The sequence below is a fragment of the Oerskovia sp. NPDC060287 genome (assembly GCF_042726775.1).
Taxonomy (GTDB): Bacteria; Actinomycetota; Actinomycetes; order Actinomycetales; family Cellulomonadaceae; genus Oerskovia; species Oerskovia merdavium.
In genome coordinates this window covers 1-15,805 of record NZ_JBHXBO010000093.1, presented here as the reverse complement: position 1 = coordinate 15,805, position 15,805 = coordinate 1, and the positions used below count along the sequence as shown (strand labels likewise).

The 15,805-nt window shown below is 72.6% G+C and carries 17 protein-coding genes and 1 tRNA gene; 8 read left to right on the top strand and 10 right to left on the bottom strand.

Translation table 11 applies throughout. The features are described from left to right. Both ACFWFR_RS10225 and ACFWFR_RS10220 read right to left on the bottom strand, forming a co-directional pair. Nucleotides 1-1,069, bottom strand: a 1,069-nt coding sequence (locus ACFWFR_RS10225) for an alpha/beta fold hydrolase (RefSeq protein ID WP_377622811.1), incomplete at its 3' end; no start/stop codon positions are given. A gap of 65 nt (nucleotides 1,070-1,134) precedes the next feature. Continuing rightward, complete coding sequence (locus ACFWFR_RS10220) at nucleotides 1,135-2,457, bottom strand: AI-2E family transporter (RefSeq protein ID WP_377616948.1); 1,323 nt, start codon at nucleotides 2,455-2,457, stop codon at nucleotides 1,135-1,137. A gap of 164 nt (nucleotides 2,458-2,621) precedes the next feature. Between ACFWFR_RS10220 and ACFWFR_RS10215 the strand changes: the two genes are divergently transcribed. The 4 genes from ACFWFR_RS10215 (at nucleotide 2,622) to ACFWFR_RS10200 (ending at nucleotide 4,944) form a co-directional block, all read left to right on the top strand. Then, nucleotides 2,622-2,706, top strand: a tRNA-Leu gene (locus ACFWFR_RS10215). 200 nt (nucleotides 2,707-2,906) lie between these two features. Then, complete coding sequence (locus ACFWFR_RS10210) at nucleotides 2,907-3,668, top strand: class E sortase (protein ID WP_191804765.1); 762 nt, start codon at nucleotides 2,907-2,909, stop codon at nucleotides 3,666-3,668. Beyond that, nucleotides 3,668-3,826 carry a hypothetical protein gene (locus tag ACFWFR_RS10205; protein ID WP_169834197.1) on the top strand — a complete coding sequence of 53 codons (159 nt, stop codon included), beginning with the start codon at nucleotides 3,668-3,670 and terminating at the stop codon, nucleotides 3,824-3,826. Before ACFWFR_RS10210 ends, ACFWFR_RS10205 begins: the two co-directional genes overlap by 1 nt. 134 nt (nucleotides 3,827-3,960) lie before the next feature. Then, nucleotides 3,961-4,944, top strand: coding sequence for a S66 peptidase family protein (locus ACFWFR_RS10200; protein ID WP_377622809.1), 984 nt, complete (start codon nucleotides 3,961-3,963; stop codon nucleotides 4,942-4,944). 92 nt (nucleotides 4,945-5,036) lie between these two features. Here ACFWFR_RS10200 and ACFWFR_RS10195 read toward each other — a convergent pair whose 3' ends face one another. From ACFWFR_RS10195 to ACFWFR_RS10160, 8 genes are all read right to left on the bottom strand, one after another. Further along, nucleotides 5,037-5,471 (bottom strand): VOC family protein, encoded by a 435-nt coding sequence (locus ACFWFR_RS10195; RefSeq protein WP_191804761.1) that lies wholly within the window; start codon nucleotides 5,469-5,471, stop codon nucleotides 5,037-5,039. A 72-nt stretch (nucleotides 5,472-5,543) separates the two neighbouring features. Then, nucleotides 5,544-6,938: an LssY C-terminal domain-containing protein gene (locus ACFWFR_RS10190; RefSeq protein WP_377622807.1), complete on the bottom strand. Its 1,395-nt coding sequence runs from the start codon at nucleotides 6,936-6,938 to the stop codon at nucleotides 5,544-5,546. 53 nt (nucleotides 6,939-6,991) lie between these two features. After that, the gene (gene ligA, locus ACFWFR_RS10185; protein ID WP_377622805.1) at nucleotides 6,992-9,007 is read right to left on the bottom strand and encodes an NAD-dependent DNA ligase LigA; all 2,016 of its coding nucleotides are present in this window, start codon (nucleotides 9,005-9,007) and stop codon (nucleotides 6,992-6,994) included. A gap of 131 nt (nucleotides 9,008-9,138) precedes the next feature. Beyond that, nucleotides 9,139-9,354: a hypothetical protein gene (locus tag ACFWFR_RS10180; protein WP_377622803.1), complete on the bottom strand. Its 216-nt coding sequence runs from the start codon at nucleotides 9,352-9,354 to the stop codon at nucleotides 9,139-9,141. A 56-nt stretch (nucleotides 9,355-9,410) separates the two neighbouring features. Then, nucleotides 9,411-10,346 (bottom strand): DNA-3-methyladenine glycosylase family protein, encoded by a 936-nt coding sequence (locus ACFWFR_RS10175; RefSeq protein WP_377622801.1) that lies wholly within the window; start codon nucleotides 10,344-10,346, stop codon nucleotides 9,411-9,413. Continuing rightward, nucleotides 10,343-10,993 (bottom strand): methylated-DNA--[protein]-cysteine S-methyltransferase, encoded by a 651-nt coding sequence (locus ACFWFR_RS10170; RefSeq protein WP_377622799.1) that lies wholly within the window; start codon nucleotides 10,991-10,993, stop codon nucleotides 10,343-10,345. Before ACFWFR_RS10170 ends, ACFWFR_RS10175 begins: the two co-directional genes overlap by 4 nt. Next, nucleotides 10,990-11,520, bottom strand: coding sequence for a sigma-70 family RNA polymerase sigma factor (locus tag ACFWFR_RS10165; RefSeq protein WP_318244592.1), 531 nt, complete (start codon nucleotides 11,518-11,520; stop codon nucleotides 10,990-10,992). The genes ACFWFR_RS10170 and ACFWFR_RS10165 overlap by 4 nt, the downstream gene beginning before the upstream one ends. Before the next feature lie 64 nt (nucleotides 11,521-11,584). Next, on the bottom strand, nucleotides 11,585-12,112 hold the full coding sequence (locus tag ACFWFR_RS10160) for a methylated-DNA--[protein]-cysteine S-methyltransferase (RefSeq protein WP_318244591.1): 528 nt from the start codon (nucleotides 12,110-12,112) through the stop codon (nucleotides 11,585-11,587). Nucleotides 12,113-12,300: 188 nt separating this feature from the next. On the opposite strand from ACFWFR_RS10160, the gene ACFWFR_RS10155 reads away from it, so the two are divergent. The 4 genes from ACFWFR_RS10155 (at nucleotide 12,301) to ACFWFR_RS10140 (ending at nucleotide 15,695) form a co-directional block, all read left to right on the top strand. After that, nucleotides 12,301-13,110, top strand: coding sequence for a metal-dependent hydrolase (locus tag ACFWFR_RS10155; protein WP_377622797.1), 810 nt, complete (start codon nucleotides 12,301-12,303; stop codon nucleotides 13,108-13,110). 203 nt (nucleotides 13,111-13,313) lie between these two features. Next, nucleotides 13,314-14,285, top strand: coding sequence for a serine protein kinase RIO (locus ACFWFR_RS10150; RefSeq protein WP_377622796.1), 972 nt, complete (start codon nucleotides 13,314-13,316; stop codon nucleotides 14,283-14,285). 64 nt (nucleotides 14,286-14,349) lie between these two features. Next, nucleotides 14,350-15,282 (top strand): Gfo/Idh/MocA family protein, encoded by a 933-nt coding sequence (locus ACFWFR_RS10145; protein WP_377622794.1) that lies wholly within the window; start codon nucleotides 14,350-14,352, stop codon nucleotides 15,280-15,282. Continuing rightward, on the top strand, nucleotides 15,279-15,695 hold the full coding sequence (locus ACFWFR_RS10140; protein ID WP_191804743.1) for a hypothetical protein: 417 nt from the start codon (nucleotides 15,279-15,281) through the stop codon (nucleotides 15,693-15,695). Before ACFWFR_RS10145 ends, ACFWFR_RS10140 begins: the two co-directional genes overlap by 4 nt. Nucleotides 15,696-15,805: the final 110 nt, after the last annotated feature.

The following is a 15,805-nucleotide window of genomic DNA, read 5'->3' as shown; positions in this document are numbered from 1 at the left end:
CGTAGCCTTCGGTGGTCGCCGGCACCACGAGCCTGTCGGCGAGCCCCTGCCCGACGAACACGGGCACGTCGATCGGCTGCCCGCCCGCGCTGTTCTCCCGCAGGAGCGTCTGCCACGGCTCGGTCGTGGCCGGGTCGGCCGTGACGTAGCCGCCCACCAGCGGGTCGGCGATCGCGTGGATCTCACGGGTCTCGGTCAGCAGGCAGAGCGCGGCCATCCTGGGCGTCGCGGCAGCGCCGGCGGGCGTCAGGATCCCGTCGATCTCGGCCTTCGGGTAGCGGTCGGCATACGCGGCCTCGTAGGCCGGGACGGCGAACGAGGCGATCGTCGTGCCCGACAGGTTGACGATGTCGTCCGACATCAGCGCGTTCAGGTTCGCGGCCGGGGCCGCCACGGCGACCCCCTCGAGAATCAGCTCGGGTGCGTAGGACGCCGCCCGCTCGGCCGCGAACAGCGCCGCCTGACCGCCCTGCGAGTGCCCCCAGAGCAGCAGGCGGTCGCCGACCCCGCCGTCCGGCAGCCCTCGCGCCGCTCGCGCGATGTCGAGGACGCTGTTCGACTCGGGCACGCCGAGCAGGTACGAGGACGCGCCGTCGACACCGAGGCCCGGGTAGTCGGTCGCGGCGATCGCGTAGCCCGCCGCGAGCAGCTCGTGCAGTCCCTCGACCAGCTCGAAGGGGTCGAGGGCGAGCGAGGGCGCGCACCGCCGCGCTGCGCCCGTGGTGGGGTGCGCCCACGACACCAGGGTGCGGCCGCCCTCGGGTGCAGGTCGGTCGGGCACGACGACCACTCCCGACACCGCGACGTCGTCACCCGCGAGGTCCCGCGAGTGGTAGAGGACGCGCCACGCGAGCGACCCCTCGGGGGCGCTCGCGATCGGTTCGCTCCGGATGATCGTCCCGGGCGCCGCCTCGGCGAGGGGCGTGGGCGGCACGTAGAACGGCGCGTCGGTGGCCTGCTCGGCACGGCCCTCGACGACCCGCCGGACCGCGTCCGCGGCGAGCAGCGCGAGCACGATCGCGACGGCCGCGAGCAGCACGAGGACCGGGCGACGGACATGCGTGCGCACAGCACCCTCCTCTTCCGTGCGGGGAACGCCGTCAGGAGCTCTCCTGCCCGACGGCGCCGCTCACCTCAGGCGTCGGCCGTCGCCTCCTTGTCGTTCGTGGCCCCACCGTTCGAGGAGCGCCCACGACCGGAGAGGGCGATCTCCTTGGCCGTGGGGATCTCGTCCTCCATGGGCGGGTCCTTGCGGCGCAGCTTGCTGAAGACCGCCCAGGCGACGGCGACGAGGGGGACCGAGACCACGGCACCCAGGATCCCTGCGATGAACGTTCCGGACGTGACCGCGAGCGCGACCACGACGGGGTGCAGCGAGACCTGCTTGCCCATGACGAGCGGCTGGAGGATGTGGCCCTCGAACTGACCGATGAGCGCGATGAAGATGCCGACGAGGGCTGCATTCACGACCCCGTTCGCCGCCAGCGCGACGACCATGGCGATGACCATGGCCGCGGGCGCACCGATGAGCGGGATGAACGCGCCGATGAACACCAGGACCGCGAGCGGCGCGGCGAGGGGGACGCCCAGCACGACGAGCACGATCGCGGCGAGGATCCCGTCCGCGAGCGCGATGATGACGGTCCCCCGGGCGTAGCCCGAGAACGTGTACCAGCCCGCTCCCCCGGCCACGGTCCACGTCTCGCGCGAGCGGGCCGGCAGCTGGTTGAGGAACCAGGTCCACATGTCCTTGCCGCGGGCCAGGAAGAAGATGGTGCAGAAGATCGCGAGCGCGAGGACCGCGAAGGCCTCGAACACCGAGCCGGCGCTCGCCGCGGCCTGGCTCGCGATGTCGCCGCCGTGCTCGGTGATCCACTTGCGACCGTTCTCGATCCAGGTGTCGACGTCGTCGGACGTGATCGTCACCGGCAGGGGGCCGTGCTCGAGGAAGTCGAAGATCTTCTCGATGCCGGTGTTGAACTGGCCCGCCAGCTTGTCCCACTGACCCGCGACCGACGTGATGACGTAGGTCAGCAGGCCCCCCAGCACCAGGAACGCCGAGAGCAGCGCGAGAGCCGTGGCGAGTCCTCGCGGCATGATCTTCGCGTACCAGTCCGTCACGGGGCGCAGGACCGAGGTGATGACCAGGGCCAGGAAGACCGCGATGAACACGATCTGCACCTGGGCGGTAGCGTAGAAGATCACGCCGATGCCCGCGATGAGCAGCAGGAGGCGCCACGACCAGCCCGCGCTCGTCCGCAGCCAGGACGGCACCGTGTCGTCGTAGCCGACGACCGAGGGGTTCCGCCGGGCGCCCGCGACCTTGCGCGCCGCAGGGCTCGCGCCCGCGAGGTGCTTGACCGACGCCGAGGGGCGATCACCCCCGCTCCCCGTGCTCGACGCCGCAGCGCCGTCCGGTCGTGCGTCCTTGTCCTCGGCCACGAGCACCCCATCCACTGACGATCCGGTAGGCGAAACCACCCCTGACCTGCACCGACCGGTGCCCGGGGACCAGGGTCGCTCCCCAGTCTGCCCCACGGACCCGATGCACGCTTGGCGCCCGGAACGTGTTATGTTTTTCCCCGCAAGGCCCCCGGCGGGAACGCCGGGACCTGACACCTGTCCGGGTGGCGGAATGGCAGACGCGCTAGCTTGAGGTGCTAGTGCCCTTTATCGGGCGTGGGGGTTCAAGTCCCCCTCCGGACACTCGTTGAGACAGCGAACCGCGAAGCGGACCAGGGAAACCTGGGCCCGCTCCGCTGTTCTGTCTCGAGCCCACCAGGACCAGGCCCCACCACCTGCGACGACGGCCCTTTTCCACCCTGCGTGCACGGGCCTCGGCCCGCCTGGACCGACTAGGCTGTGGACTCGATCCGCGCAGCGGTCACGACCGGAGAAGAGGGCTTGTGAGGCACACCAGCAACCGAACGCGAGGCGGTTCCGGCGGTGGTGCGGTCTCCGCGGCCTTCGGGGTGCTGGGCGAGCTGCTGATCACCCTCGGCGTGATCTTCGGCCTGTTCGTCGTGTGGCAGCTGTGGTGGACCACGGTCCAGTCGAACCAGGCCGCCCAGACGATCATGACGCAGTTCCAGGAGTCGCTTCCGGAAGCCCCTCAGGTCGCGGGCGAGCTGCGTACCGACGCTCCCCCCGTCCCGGAGGCCGTCGCCGAGGGCGAGACCATCGGCGCGCTCGTCGTCCCCGCCTGGTACGGCAAGACCGACAACACCATGCCGATCGTCCAGGGCACCACGACCGCGCTGCTCAACAAGGCCGTCGCCGGTCACTACACGCAGACCCAGCAGGTCGGCGAGGTCGGCAACTTCGCGCTCGCCGGGCACCGGCGTACGTACGGCAACTCGTTCCGCTTCGTCAACGAGCTCGTCGAGGGCGACCAGGTCATCGTCGAGACCGCGACCACCTGGTACGTGTACGAGGTCACGGGCCACGAGATCGTGCTGCCCAGCCAGGTCGACGTCATCGCCCCCGTGCCCAACCAGCCCGGCGTCGAGCCCACCGAACGGCTCCTGACCCTCACGACGTGCCACTCCCCCACGCTCGGGGAGTTCGGCAACTCCCACCGATGGATCACCTACGCCAAGTTCGTCGGCTGGATGGACCGGGCCGACGGGATGCCCGAGCAAGTCCTCAACGACCCAGGAGTGCAGTGATGTACGGGTGGATCTTCCGGCACCTGCCGGGCAACCGCTTCGCCAAGGTCGTGCAGTCGCTGATCCTGGTCGCGGCCGTGGTGCTCGTGCTCTTCACATGGGTGTTCCCGTGGGTCGCCGAGACCTTCAACGTCAACGGCGACCCGAACTTCGACTGAAGCGCGTGGGGTGCTGACGATGCGAACGGTGCAGCATCCGGTGTGCCGACGGACCACCGTCACGAAGTCGTGGTCTCCTGGGCGGCATGCCTCTGCGCTTCCCACGCCCCCTTCGCCCTGGTGACCGCATCGGGGTGACGAGTCCCTCGGCCGGCGTCGGCGAGCTCGGACGATCGCGCATCGACTACTCGATCGGCTGGCTCCGGGCACGAGGGTTCGAGGTGGTCGTGGGTGAGTGCATGAGCGCAGACCGGTGGGTCTCCGCACCGAAGTCACAGCGGGCCGCGGAGCTGACCAGCATGCTCACCGACCCGGCGGTTCGTGCAGTCATCCCACCCTGGGGCGGTGCTGGGACCGCCCTCGACCTGCTCGACCAGCTCGACTACGAGGCCATCGCACAGGCAGAGCCGACGTGGGTCGTCGGCTACTCGGACTCCTGTTCGTGGATGGTGCCGCTGACGCTCCGGTCCGGGTTGGCGACGCTGCACGGCGACAACCTCGCTGACACACCGTACGAGACGCTCCCCGGTCTCGTTCACTGGCTCGACCTGGCGATGTCCGACGGCGGCGTCACGCAGTCCGACAGCGGGGTCGCAGCGAGCTGGAGCCCGCTGTCGGACGCGTCCGCGACCGAGTGGCTCGACAAGAAGCCCAGCAGCTGGGACCTGTACGGCCCCGCGCCCACCCTGGACGTCACAGGAACGCTGATCGGAGGGTGCATCGAGGTGCTGTCCGGGATCGTCGGCTCGCCTTATGGCGATGTCCGGGCGTTCGGGCGCAGGTTCGGACCACTCCTCGTCTACCTCGAGGCAGCCGAAGAATCTGCGTTCACCATCTGCCGGTACCTCCACCAGCTCCGGTACGCCGGCTGGTTCGAGAGCGCCGCCGCAGTACTCGTGGGCAGCACACGGGCACCAGGTGGGACTACCGACGGTGGACTGTCGCAGCGCGACGCCGTCGTCGACGCCCTCGCCGACCTTGACGTCCCCATCGTCTTCGACATGGAGATAGGCCATGTACCTCCGCACCTACCGTTGCTCAACGGCGCACAGGCGCGGGTGGTGATCGACGAGGCGGAGCGGAGCATCGTCCAGTCCTGGCCGAGCACCAGTCGCTAGCCTGCCCTCGTGAGCGGTCCCTCCCGAGTGCCCGCCATCTCCGCCGGCGGAGCGGAAGGTCTGATGGGCGCCCGGCCCCGGCGTCGGCACGCTCAGTCGAGGCAGAACTCGTTGCCCTCGACGTCCTGCATCACGATGCAGGACTCCTCGTCGTCGTCGGCCGGGAGCAGGCGCACCCGGGTCGCGCCCAGCGCGACCAGCCGCGCGCACTCGGCCTCGAGCGTGGCGAGGCGCTCGGCGCCCACGAGCCCGGTGCCGACCCGCACGTCGAGGTGCACGCGGTTCTTGACGACCTTGCTCTCCGGGACGCGCTGGAAGTACAGGCGTGGGCCGACTCCGGTGGGATCCTGGCAGACGAACGCGGCCCCTCGGTCGGCAGGAGGCAGGGTGTCGGCGAAGTCCTCCCACGTGGCGAACCCCTCGGGCGGCGGTGGGACGACGTACCCCAGCACCTCGCACCAGAAGAGGGCGACGCGCTCGGGTTCTGCGCAGTCGAAGGTGACCTGGAACTGCTTGACCGATGTCATCGGGCCACGATATCCGCGGGTCCTCCGTCGAGGACGCCCGGTCGCCTCGCGACACGCCAGCGGCGCAGCCCGTCACCCGGCCGTGGCCACCTCGGGCCTGCGCCGTCGCTCCCGTCGGAGACGACGCTCGGCGCGCTCGTCCCGGGTGTACTCCGCGGCGTCCTTGCTCGAGAGCGTGAGCAGCACCAGGATGTCGAGCGCCACGGTCAGCAGGGTCGTGCGGAACGTGATCTGGTCGCCGGAGACGGCCCAGCCCACGAACGAGGACGTCGTGCTGATCGCCGCCAGCACCATGACCAGGGCACGCGCCCACGTCCGGCCCTTGAAGACCCGCCAGGCCAGGAAGAGCTGGAACAGGGCGACGAGCGAGAGCAGCACCACGACCACGACCAGCAGCGGGCCCGACGCCTCGTCGATGTCCTGCTGGGTCACGTCGCCGCCCAGGAACAGTGACCTCAGCGTCTGGTCCCAGTGCAGAGCGAGGTTCGCGAGCCAGATCAGGTCCGCGACGACACCGAGCACGACCAGCAGCGCGCCGGCCGTCGTCGCGGCCGGGCGGCGAGGCTTCTGCGCAGCGGTGTCCACGACCGGCCCGGTCGGGGCAGCCACGGCACGGACGTCGACGACGGGGAGGTCGCCGTCGGTCCTGATCGCGTCGCCGCCGCCGTTGCGCGCGTGGTAGCCCGTCGAGAAGTCCTCGATGACCTCCACCTCGACGCCGACGTCGGCGCCCCGGAGCGTGGCCACGACGTGGTCGCGCTCCTGGTCGGTGTCCGCCTCGATCTTGTGCGTGACCTGGAGCGTGAAGAGCGAGAACCCCACCGACCGGTCGTAGGTCCCGGCCGCGAGCCAGTCGACGCGGCGGCCTCCCGGCAGCGGCCAGTCGGGCGGGCACCGCCAGAAGCGGATGTGGTGGCGGCGCGACGGGTTGCCCTCGACCTCCTGCTGGTACGCGAAGTCCTGCTGGCGCCCGAACAGGAACAGCGGGCTCACGGGAGCCTGGTCGTAGCTGCGGCGGCTCAGCGTGGCCGCGACGATGCGTCCGCTCGAGGCCAGCGTGACGTCGTCCGCAAGGGTCCACCCCGCGGCCTCCATCGCGGCACGCACCTGGCCCTCCTCGCCCAGCAGGGCCAGGTTGACGGGATCGCCCAGCAGGCCGTTCGCGGTCCGCGTGCGACCGATGAAGTACTCGGGCACGTAGAGCGCCGTGAGGATGCGGTGCAGGCGCGGCAGCGCCAGGTAGGCGATCACGAGCCACACCCCGACGACGTAGAGGACCGTGAGCCAGCCGATGTGGATCGACTCGCTGAGCACGAGCCATGCGAGCCACACCGCCGCGAGGCCCGCGAAGACGAAGAAGAACCCGTCCCCCAGCTCCACGATCCGGTGGCTCGCGCCGCGACGACGTGCCGGTCCGGCGGTCTGGACCGCGGAGCCGACGGCGTCGGGCGCGCTCTGGCGGGTCACGTTCCCACCCTAGGGCGCGGGGCCGGATCAGGCCGGGCGAGCGGCGCGGGGCGTCACCCGACCATCGCCAGGAACTCCGCGGGCGTGACGATGCGCACGCCCAGGTCCGTGGCCTTGACGTACTTGCTCGAGGTCGAGGGCTCCGAGACGAGCAGGCTCGTCGCGGAGGACACCGACGAGGAGGCCTTGCCGCCGTTGGCCTCGACGAGCTCGGCGACCGTGGTCCGCGAGTAGCCGGGGACCGAGCCCGACACCACGACGGTCATGCCGGCGAGCGGGAGGGTCGCGGTCTCGGCCGGGTCCGGCGCGGTGCCCGTGTGGACACCGGCCGCTGCGAGTCGTGCGAGGACCCCGCGGGCCTCGAGGTCGTCGAGCCCCTCCCGGATCGCCGCGGCTCTGATCGGACCGATCCCGTCCACGGCAGCCAGGTCCTCGACGCTCGCGGCGCGCAGCAGGTCGAGCGTGGGGATGGCGGCCGCGAGACGTCGGCCCATGGTGCGTCCTGTCATGCGGATGCCCAGCGCGGTGATGACCCGGTTCCAGGCCGCGTCCTTGGCCCGCTCGATCTCGGCGGCGATCTTGACGGCGTTCTTGGCGCCGAGCATGCGGCCCTCGCCGAGCGGCAGCGACGTGAGGGTCTCGGCGTCGAGCGAGAAGAGGTCGGCCACGTCCGCGACGAGGCCCTGCTCGACGAGGGACTCGACGATCTCCGTACCGATGCCCTCGATGTCCAGGGCGTCGCGGCTTACGGCGTACCGGATCGTCGCCCCGACCGACAGGCTCGGGTCGGTCGAGCGCCACAGCAGGGTGCTCTTGTCCCACTCGCCGCCGTTCGGGTCGGTCGCGGGCGGGGTCCAGGGCGTCGAGTCGGCCGGGCGCTCGTCCAGGACCACGGACTCGATGTACGGGATCACGTCGTTGGCGCGCTTGACGACCACGGTGTCGCCGACCCGCACGTCCTTCTCGAGCATCCAGGTCGCGTTGTGCCCAGTCGCGAACGTGATGGTCGTGCCGCCCACGAACACGGGCTCGACCTCGACGCGGATCGCGAGGCGCCCGGTACGTCCGACGCCGGTCGTGATCGCGACGACCCGGGTCACGGCGGTCTCGGCCTCGTACTTGTAGGCGACGGACCACCGCGGGGTGCGCGACCCGGAGCCGAGCCGCTCACGGTCGGCGTCGAGGTCCGCCTTGACGACGATCCCGTCGATGGGGAACCCGAGGTCCGGGCGACGCTCGGCGAGCGCGGCCACGGCCGAGCGCACCGCGACCGTGCCCGGCTCCCCCGTCAGGGTCACGGGCTCGCCTCCTGCGAGCCACGGGGCCAGCGCGCGGGCGGTGCCGACCCCGGCCTGCTCGACCACCGTGAGCCGGGCGCTGTACGACGGGTCCGCCACGGTCGCCTGCGCCTGGTCCACCGGTACCACGTCGTACGCCGCGAACGTCAGGAGCCCCGCGTACGCCGCGTCCCCCTTGCGCAGGATGCCGGCGGCGGCGTTGCGCGGGTTGACGAACGGTGCCCCGCCCAGCCCTGCGCGGGCCTCCTGAGCGGCGGGGAACCGCGCGTCGGCCATGAACACCTCGCCTCGCACCTCGACCGACAGGTCCGCGCCCGCGAGCCGCGCAGGGAGTCCCTCGAGCGCGAGCCGTCGGACCCGCTCGGTCACGTCCTCGCCTGTCCGGCCGTCACCGCGCGTGGCCACCAGGTCCAGGCGCCCGGCGCGGTAGACGGCCCGGATCGCGAGCCCGTCGAGCTTGGGTTCGACCACGACGGGGCCGTCGATCGCGAGCACCAGGGCGTCGAGCGCGTCGAGCGTGGGCGCCTTGTCGAGCGACCCCATCATCGTGGGGTGCTCGACGTCGCCTCCGGCGGACTGGCCCGCGGCCACGGCGTCGAGCAGGTCGGTGAACCGCCCTGCGAGCGAGGGGTCCGCGGCCACGGCGATGCGCAGCTGCTCGATGCCCGAGTCGTACTCGGCGTCCGACATCCGGAGCTCGTCGGTGTCGTAGTAGGCGCCGGCGGCGGCGCGCAGGCTCTCGGCCAGCGCGGTCAGGTCGGTGTCGCTCATCTGCATGCCCTTCGCGTGTGCGTGCTCGCACCCTCGTGCCGGGCCGGTCGACCCGCGGGGTGCAGTCTTGCGCACGCCACCCACGCGCACCGGTCGTCGTCCTCCAGGGGGCTCCTGCAGGACGAGCCGGGTCAGACCGAGCAGTCGCAGACCGGGTTGAACTCGACGACCTGGTCTCCGAGCTCGGGGTGCGCCCAGGCCTGGGCCTCCGCGAGCGAGGCGAACCGGCGTCCGGCGAGCCGCCCGTCGGCGAACAGGACCCCGGCCTCGACCTGGTCGCGCACGTCGTCGTCCGCGTCGAGGTCCGGCACGTCCCGGTCCGGTGCGGTGTGCGTCGTGGCGCTCATGGTGCGTCCTTCCCGAGGGCCGAGGCTTCTTCCAGTATGGCTCCGGTCGCGCGGCGTCAGTAGGCGGTGTGGGTCCAGAGGTGGAACAGCGCGTAGGCACGGACCGGCGACCATGCCTCGGCCGTCCGTGCGGCCGCGCGCGCGTCGATCCCGCCGAGAGCCTTGCGGAGCACCAGGTCGCCGGGCACGAACCCGTCGCGGTCGCCCAGGACCTTGACCGAGAGGTAGTCGACCGTCCACGGCCCGATCCCGGGCAGCGCGAGCAGCCGCGCTCGGGTGTCCGCGAGCGCCGCGGGGTCGTCCGCGACGTGGGGCCCGAGCGCGAGCCCGTCCGCGCAGGCGGCAGCGAGAGCGAGCAGCGTGCGGGTCCGGGCACCCGTGATCCCGACGGCGGACTGCAGCTCGGCGGCCTGGGCGCCCGCGAGCATGTCCGGGTCGGGGAACAGGCGCAGGCCGTCCGCGCCCACGACGCCCGCCTCGCGACCGTAGGCGGCCGCGAGCCGCCCCGCGAAGGTCCGGCACGCCGCGAGCGAGACCTGCTGGCCCAGGACGGTCGTGACGGCGGCCTCGAACCCCGACGGGTGCCCGACGACGCGCAGTCCCGGCCGTCGGGCGAGCAGGGGCGCGAGCACCGGGTCGGCCCCCAGGACCGTGTGCACGGTCGCGAGGTCGGCGTCCGCGTCGAACCACCGGGCGACCAGGGCACAGACCTCGTCGGCGCCCGGCCCGCTCCCCCGCACACCGATCTCCTCGGGCGTCAGCCGCACCGTCACGGCCACGGCTCCCGCGCTCGTCTCGACGAGCCGCGTGACCTCACCACGCGCGGGGTCGGAGCGGTCGACGCCGGGCACGGCGTGCGCGACGAGCGTCGCGAGCGCCGAGGCCGCGTCGAAGGGCCCGACCACCGGGACGCGGCGCGTCCACGACCCGACGCCCACCTCCGGCGCGCCGGCCTGCGGGACGGTCGCGACGCCGTCGGGCAGCGAGGTCATGCCGCGCTCTCCAGCGCGAGCAGCAGGCGCTTGGCCTCCGGGCCGCCCGCGTAGCTGCCGCTCGAGCCGTCCGAGCGCACGACCCGGTGGCACGGCACCACGAGCGGCAGCGGGTTCTTGGCGCACGCGGTCCCCACGGCCCGCACGGCGCGCGGGCTGCCCGCCGCCACCGCGACCTGGGCGTAGGACGCGGTGCGCCCGTAGCCGATGTCGCGCAGGTGGCTCAGCACCTCGCGCCGGAAGGGCCCCGAGGCCATGGTCAGGTCGAGCGGCAGGTCGAACGTGCGGCGCTCGCCCGCGAAGTACTCGTCGATCTCGGTCGCGAGCCGGTCGAGGCGCGCCGGGGACCGCAGGACGCGCGGGCTCACGGTGCGGGCGATGCGGTCGAGCACGGCGTCGTGCCCCTCGACGTCGAACGCGATGCGTACGACGCCCTGGTCGGTCGCGGCGAGCAGGAGCGTGCCCACGGGCGTGTCGAGCGTGCGGTAGGCGACGTCGAGCAGGCCCGACGACGCCGCGTCGGCCGCGAGGCGGTCGTGCAGCCGCGCGAGCGCGGCCCGGGAGTCGTCTTCGGGCGTGGCGCCGCGGTCGAGGTCCCTCCCGAGGGAGGCGAGCAGGTCCGTCGGACGGGGCGAGGTGTCGCTCATGAGGCACTTCCCTTCGGGGTGCGGGCGGTTGAGGAAGGACGGGCAGCCGGATACGTGCGCCGCAGCGCGCCCATGCCGTCCGAGGCGGCCCGGCGCGCGGCCTCGGGGCTGCCGCCGAGGATCGACGCGACCTCCTGGTACGGCAGGCCGGCGACGTGGTGGTACGCCACGGCCTGGCGCTGCTTGGGGGGCAGGGCCGCGAGCGCCCGCCACAGGTCGTCGTCGCCCTGCTCGATGTGCTGCCCGGGGATCCCGTCGCGGCTGGGTGCGTGGACCAGCTCGGCGACGTCCGGCACCGCGACCGGTGCACGGGCCCGGCGCCGCGTGACGTCGATCGCCTTGCGGTGCGCGATCGTCACGAGCCAGGCCTCGACGTTGGCGCCCTCGTCGAGGCGCGGGTAGGCCGTGAGGGCGGACAGGAAGGTCTCGGACCAGGCGTCGTCGGCATCCACGGGACCGAGGACCGCGCGGCACACGCGCAGGACCGTGGCGCCGTGCTCGGCGACGACGTGTTCGAAGGGCTTCACGTCGGGTAGACGCACCGCACGCCCAGGACGTGAGGTGCCCTGTGCCACGGGATGCGAGACGCCATCAGAACAGCCGGCTCGCGCGGGTCTCGTCCGACTCCTCGAGGGCGAGCAGGAACTGCTTGCGCTCGATCCCGCCCGCGTAGCCCGTCAGGCTGCCGTCGGCGCCGACGACCCGGTGGCAGGGCACGACGATGCTCAGCGGGTTCTGGCCGTTGGCGGACCCGACCGCGCGGGCCAGGTTCTTGTCGCCGAGCGCGAGCGCGAGGTCGCCGTAGGAACGCGTCTCGCCGTAGGGGATCTGGGCGAGCAGCGCCCAGACCTTCTTCTGGAAGCCGTCGCCGACCGGGGCGAGCTCGAGGTCGAACTCGCGGCGGGTGCCGGCGAAGTACTCGCCGAGCTGGACGCGGACCTCCTCGAAGGCGTCGTCGTCGCGCTCGCCGAACGTCTCACCCGTGGGACGCCGCTTGTGGGCGTCGAAGTACAGGGCCCGGAGCCCGTCCGCGCCCCCGACCGCCGTGAGCTCTCCCACGGGCGAGCCGAAGATCCCGTGGCGGACGGTCCGCTCGGGCCGGTCAAGCAGCTGCGACACGGGGGTGCCTCCTGTCCGGTGCGTGCGTGCGGGCCTGGTGTCGGTGTGTCCCATGCACTGTAGACGCCAGGGTCTGACAGATCGTGAGGTCGGGTGTGGGTGCCCGCCGGGTAGGGTGTGCTGTCGCGCGGGACAGACCGCGCGAACCGCACGTGCGGGACGAACACGACTGACGGGACGAACGCATCATGATGGGTGGCCACCACGCCGCCTGCGGCGCGGCCGCATGGGTGGCGGTCACCTCGACCGCCCCGTACACGCTCGGCATCTACCCCGTCTCAGACGTCGGGGTCATCACCGGGGCCATCGTGTGCGCCGGCGCGGCCCTGCTGCCCGACGCAGACCACCACTCGGGGACCATCGCGCACTCGCTGCCGCCCGTGTCCGAGGGCGTCGCGAACGTCGTCGAGACCATCTCGGGCGGCCACCGCCGCGGCACGCACTCGATCCTCGGGATCGCGGTCTTCACCGGGCTCGCCTGGCTCGCCGGTCTCGTGACGATCGAGTCGGACACGTTCGGCACCGTCGCGATCGGGGCGGGCTTCGTGGCGATCCTGCTCGTGGCGTTCGCGCTCAAGGCCCTCAAGCTCACGCGCGGGGGCAGGCTCGGGCCGTGGATCGGGTCGGTCACGATCGCGGTCCTCATCGCCCTCCTGGCCCCCGAGGAGTGGAACTGGCTCCCGGTCGCGGTCGGGCTCGGCGTCACGGTCCACATCGTCGGCGACATCATGACCACGGGCGGCTGCCCGCTGCTGTGGCCCATCACGTTCAAGGCCCCCCGCTGGGTGCGGCGCACCAACGTGCTCAACGACATCTGGCGTCCGGGCGGGAACTTCGCGCTCCCGGTCCTCGGCAACGCGGGGTCGGTGCGCGAGTGGCTCCTGCTGATCCCCGTCAGCGCGTACGCCGTCGTCGGTGTCGTGTGGTCCTTGCTGACGCAGATGGGCTTCGACACGAGCGGCACGTACATGCTGCTCGTGCAGTCGTTCGGCGGCTGACCGGAAATACCGTTGCCTGCCCTCGCCGCCGGGTGCGAGGGTAGGCACGTCCGCCGGAGAAGGTCCGGCGCGAGCGCGTGGCCAGAGGCCGCGAGAAGGAGAGGTGTCGTGATGACCGTCGTCGTCGTTCCCCACGCCTCCACCTTCCCGAGGAGCACCGGCCTCTGACGCCCGGCTCCTCACCTCGACCGAGGAGCCCCACCGTGCACGAGCACACCGACCTTCCCGCACTCCCCCGACTCACCGGCGCGTTCGACGCCGAGGCGTTCGCCGCCTTCCACGACGACTCGTCCGACGACGCCTACCGCCGCGCCTCCTTCCCGAGCTCCGTCCAGGAGGACGCACCCGACCTCGACCCGGACCTCGACCCCGACCAGCGCTGGTCCACGTGGTCGAGCGTCGAGAAGGGCATGCGCGGCCCCGAACCCCGCCCCGAGTGGGTCGTGACCGCCGACGCCGCGATCGACACCGACCTCGGCGTCCTCAAGACGGGCAAGGAGGCCGACGTCTTCCTGCTCGAGCGGGCCGTGCCCGACGAGCCGGACCAGTTCTCGCTGCTCGCGGCCAAGCGGTACCGCAGCTCGGAGCATCGCGCCTTCCACCGGGACTCCGCGTACGTCGAGGGACGTCAGGTCCGGCGCTCGCGCGACCGCCGCGCGATCGAGCGCAAGTCCTCGTACGGGCGCGAGGCCGCGGCCGCCCAGTGGGCCAACGCCGAGTTCGCTGCGCTGACGATGCTGTGGTCCGCCGGCGCCCCCGTCCCGTACCCGGTCCAGATCGACGGGACCGAGATCCTCATGGAGTTCGTCGGGGAGCACGCGAGCACGGGTCAGGCCGACGGGTCGCCCGCGAGCCGGGTCGCCGCCCCGCGCCTGGCACGCGTGCGGCCCGACGCCGGCACGGTCGAGGGCTACTGGGACCAGGTCCGTGGCGCGATGGGGATCCTCGCCGCCCACGGGTACGCGCACGGCGACCTGTCGCCCTACAACGTCCTGGCCCAGGGCGAGCGGATCGTCATCATCGACCTGCCGCAGGTGCTCGACCTCGTCGCCAACCCGCACGGCACCGAGCTGCTCATGCGCGACTGCCGGACCATGTGCGCGTGGTTCCGCTCGCGGGGGCTCGACGTCGACGAGGGCGAGCTGTTCGCCGAGCTCATCGCGCAGGCGTGGTGAGGTCGCGCGGCACCTGACCTGGCCCGGCGTCCGGCCGGGCCCGGGGGTCCGGGAGAATGACCGGATGACCCAGAACGTCCGTGTCGCGCTCGTCGGGCTCGACTCCTCGCACGCCGACCACTACGTGCGCCTGCTGAACGTCGAGCGGCGCTTCCCGGGCGTCCGGGTGACGGTCCTCGCGGACGGCGCACCCGGACGCGTCGAGGAGCTCGCCGCGGCGAGCGCGACGGCGGGCACCCGGGTGCGCTCCGGCGTGCCCGACGACGTCGCGTCGGTCGACGCCGTGATCGTCGCCCACCGCGCGGGCCGGCTCCACCGCGCGGCAGCCCTGCCCTTCGTCCGGGCAGGGCTGCCCGTGCTGGTCGACAAGCCCTTCACCGCCTCGGTCGCGGACGCCCAGGAGCTCGTGACCGCGGCGCGCGCGAGCGGGGCCCTGCTCCTCTCGTGCTCGGCCCTGCGCTTCATGCCCGACGTCGCCCGGCTGCGTGCCGAGGTGGCCGAGCTCGGCACGGTCACAGCCCTGACCGTCACGGGCCCCGCCGACCCCCGGTCGGTGCACGACGGGCTGTTCTTCCTGGGCGTCCACCTGGTCGAGGCAGCCCGGGCACTGCTGGGAGGCGACGACGGGCTCGCGTGGGGGGAACCCGCCGTCGGGCAGGACGAGGACGGCGTGACCGCGACCGTGAGCGCGACCACGGGCGGACGCGACGTCGTCGTGCGCCTGCGGTTCGTGGACCCCGCCCTGCACCCCACCCAGCCCTTCCACGCGACGGTGACCACGACGGGCGGGTCGGTCGAGGGCGAGCTGGAGGTCGGGCCGGACTACCTCGCACCGGTCCTCGCGCACTTCCTGGCGCAGGTCGCAGGAGAGGTCGCAGCGGACGGGGCGGACGAGCTGGTCGGGCCGGTCGCGCTGCTCGCCGCGATCACCGCAGGACTCGAGCAGCCCGCCCATCTCGTGCCGGGCGAGCCCACCGCGCCTACCGTGAGGGGATGACGACCCCCACCGGCGACGCGACCGCCTACGATCACGACGACGTCCAGGCCTTCCTCAACTCGTACGGCGTGGCGCTCGCCGCCGGGGACCTCGACACGATCGCGGAGACGTACGCGTTCCCCGCCCTGGTCGTGACCGACGAGGCCTCGGTCCTCATCAGCGACGCCGAGATGGTGCGCGAGTCCTTCCGCGGCGCGGCCGAGGGCTACCGCGAGCGGGGGCTCGTCGGAGCGGTCGCGCAGATCCGGTCGCTCGGGACCACGAGCGCCGGCCTGGTGTGGGTCGACGTGCGCTGGAGCTACCGCGACGAGTGGGCGGGCGAGGCCGACACCGAGAGCTTCCGCTACCTGCTGCGGCGCGGCCGGGACACGTTCCAGATCTGCGTGGTCGTGCCTGTGGACCCGTTGGCGTGAGGGGCCAGGCCGGGCCGGTGAGGCGCGGAGGAACGGGGCCGGGCAGGGAGGGGTGCTGACGAGCGAGGTCGGCTGAGCGGGAACGGTGTGCGCTGAGCGGGAGCCGATCC

What these genes read in the sequence shown, in the direction of transcription:
- ACFWFR_RS10205 (WP_169834197.1), top strand. Translation starts at nt 3,668, where the DNA reads ATGTACGGGTGGATCTTCCGGCACCTGCCGGGCAACCGCTTCGCCAAG.
- ACFWFR_RS10195 (WP_191804761.1), bottom strand. Translation starts at nt 5,471, where the DNA reads ATGACATCGGTCAAGCAGTTCCAGGTCACCTTCGACTGCGCAGAACCC.
- ligA (WP_377622805.1), bottom strand. Translation starts at nt 9,007, where the DNA reads ATGAGCGACACCGACCTGACCGCGCTGGCCGAGAGCCTGCGCGCCGCC.
- ACFWFR_RS10180 (WP_377622803.1), bottom strand. Translation starts at nt 9,354, where the DNA reads ATGAGCGCCACGACGCACACCGCACCGGACCGGGACGTGCCGGACCTC.
- ACFWFR_RS10175 (WP_377622801.1), bottom strand. Translation starts at nt 10,346, where the DNA reads ATGACCTCGCTGCCCGACGGCGTCGCGACCGTCCCGCAGGCCGGCGCG.
- ACFWFR_RS10170 (WP_377622799.1), bottom strand. Translation starts at nt 10,993, where the DNA reads ATGAGCGACACCTCGCCCCGTCCGACGGACCTGCTCGCCTCCCTCGGG.
- ACFWFR_RS10155 (WP_377622797.1), top strand. Translation starts at nt 12,301, where the DNA reads ATGATGGGTGGCCACCACGCCGCCTGCGGCGCGGCCGCATGGGTGGCG.
- ACFWFR_RS10145 (WP_377622794.1), top strand. Translation starts at nt 14,350, where the DNA reads ATGACCCAGAACGTCCGTGTCGCGCTCGTCGGGCTCGACTCCTCGCAC.
- ACFWFR_RS10140 (WP_191804743.1), top strand. Translation starts at nt 15,279, where the DNA reads ATGACGACCCCCACCGGCGACGCGACCGCCTACGATCACGACGACGTC.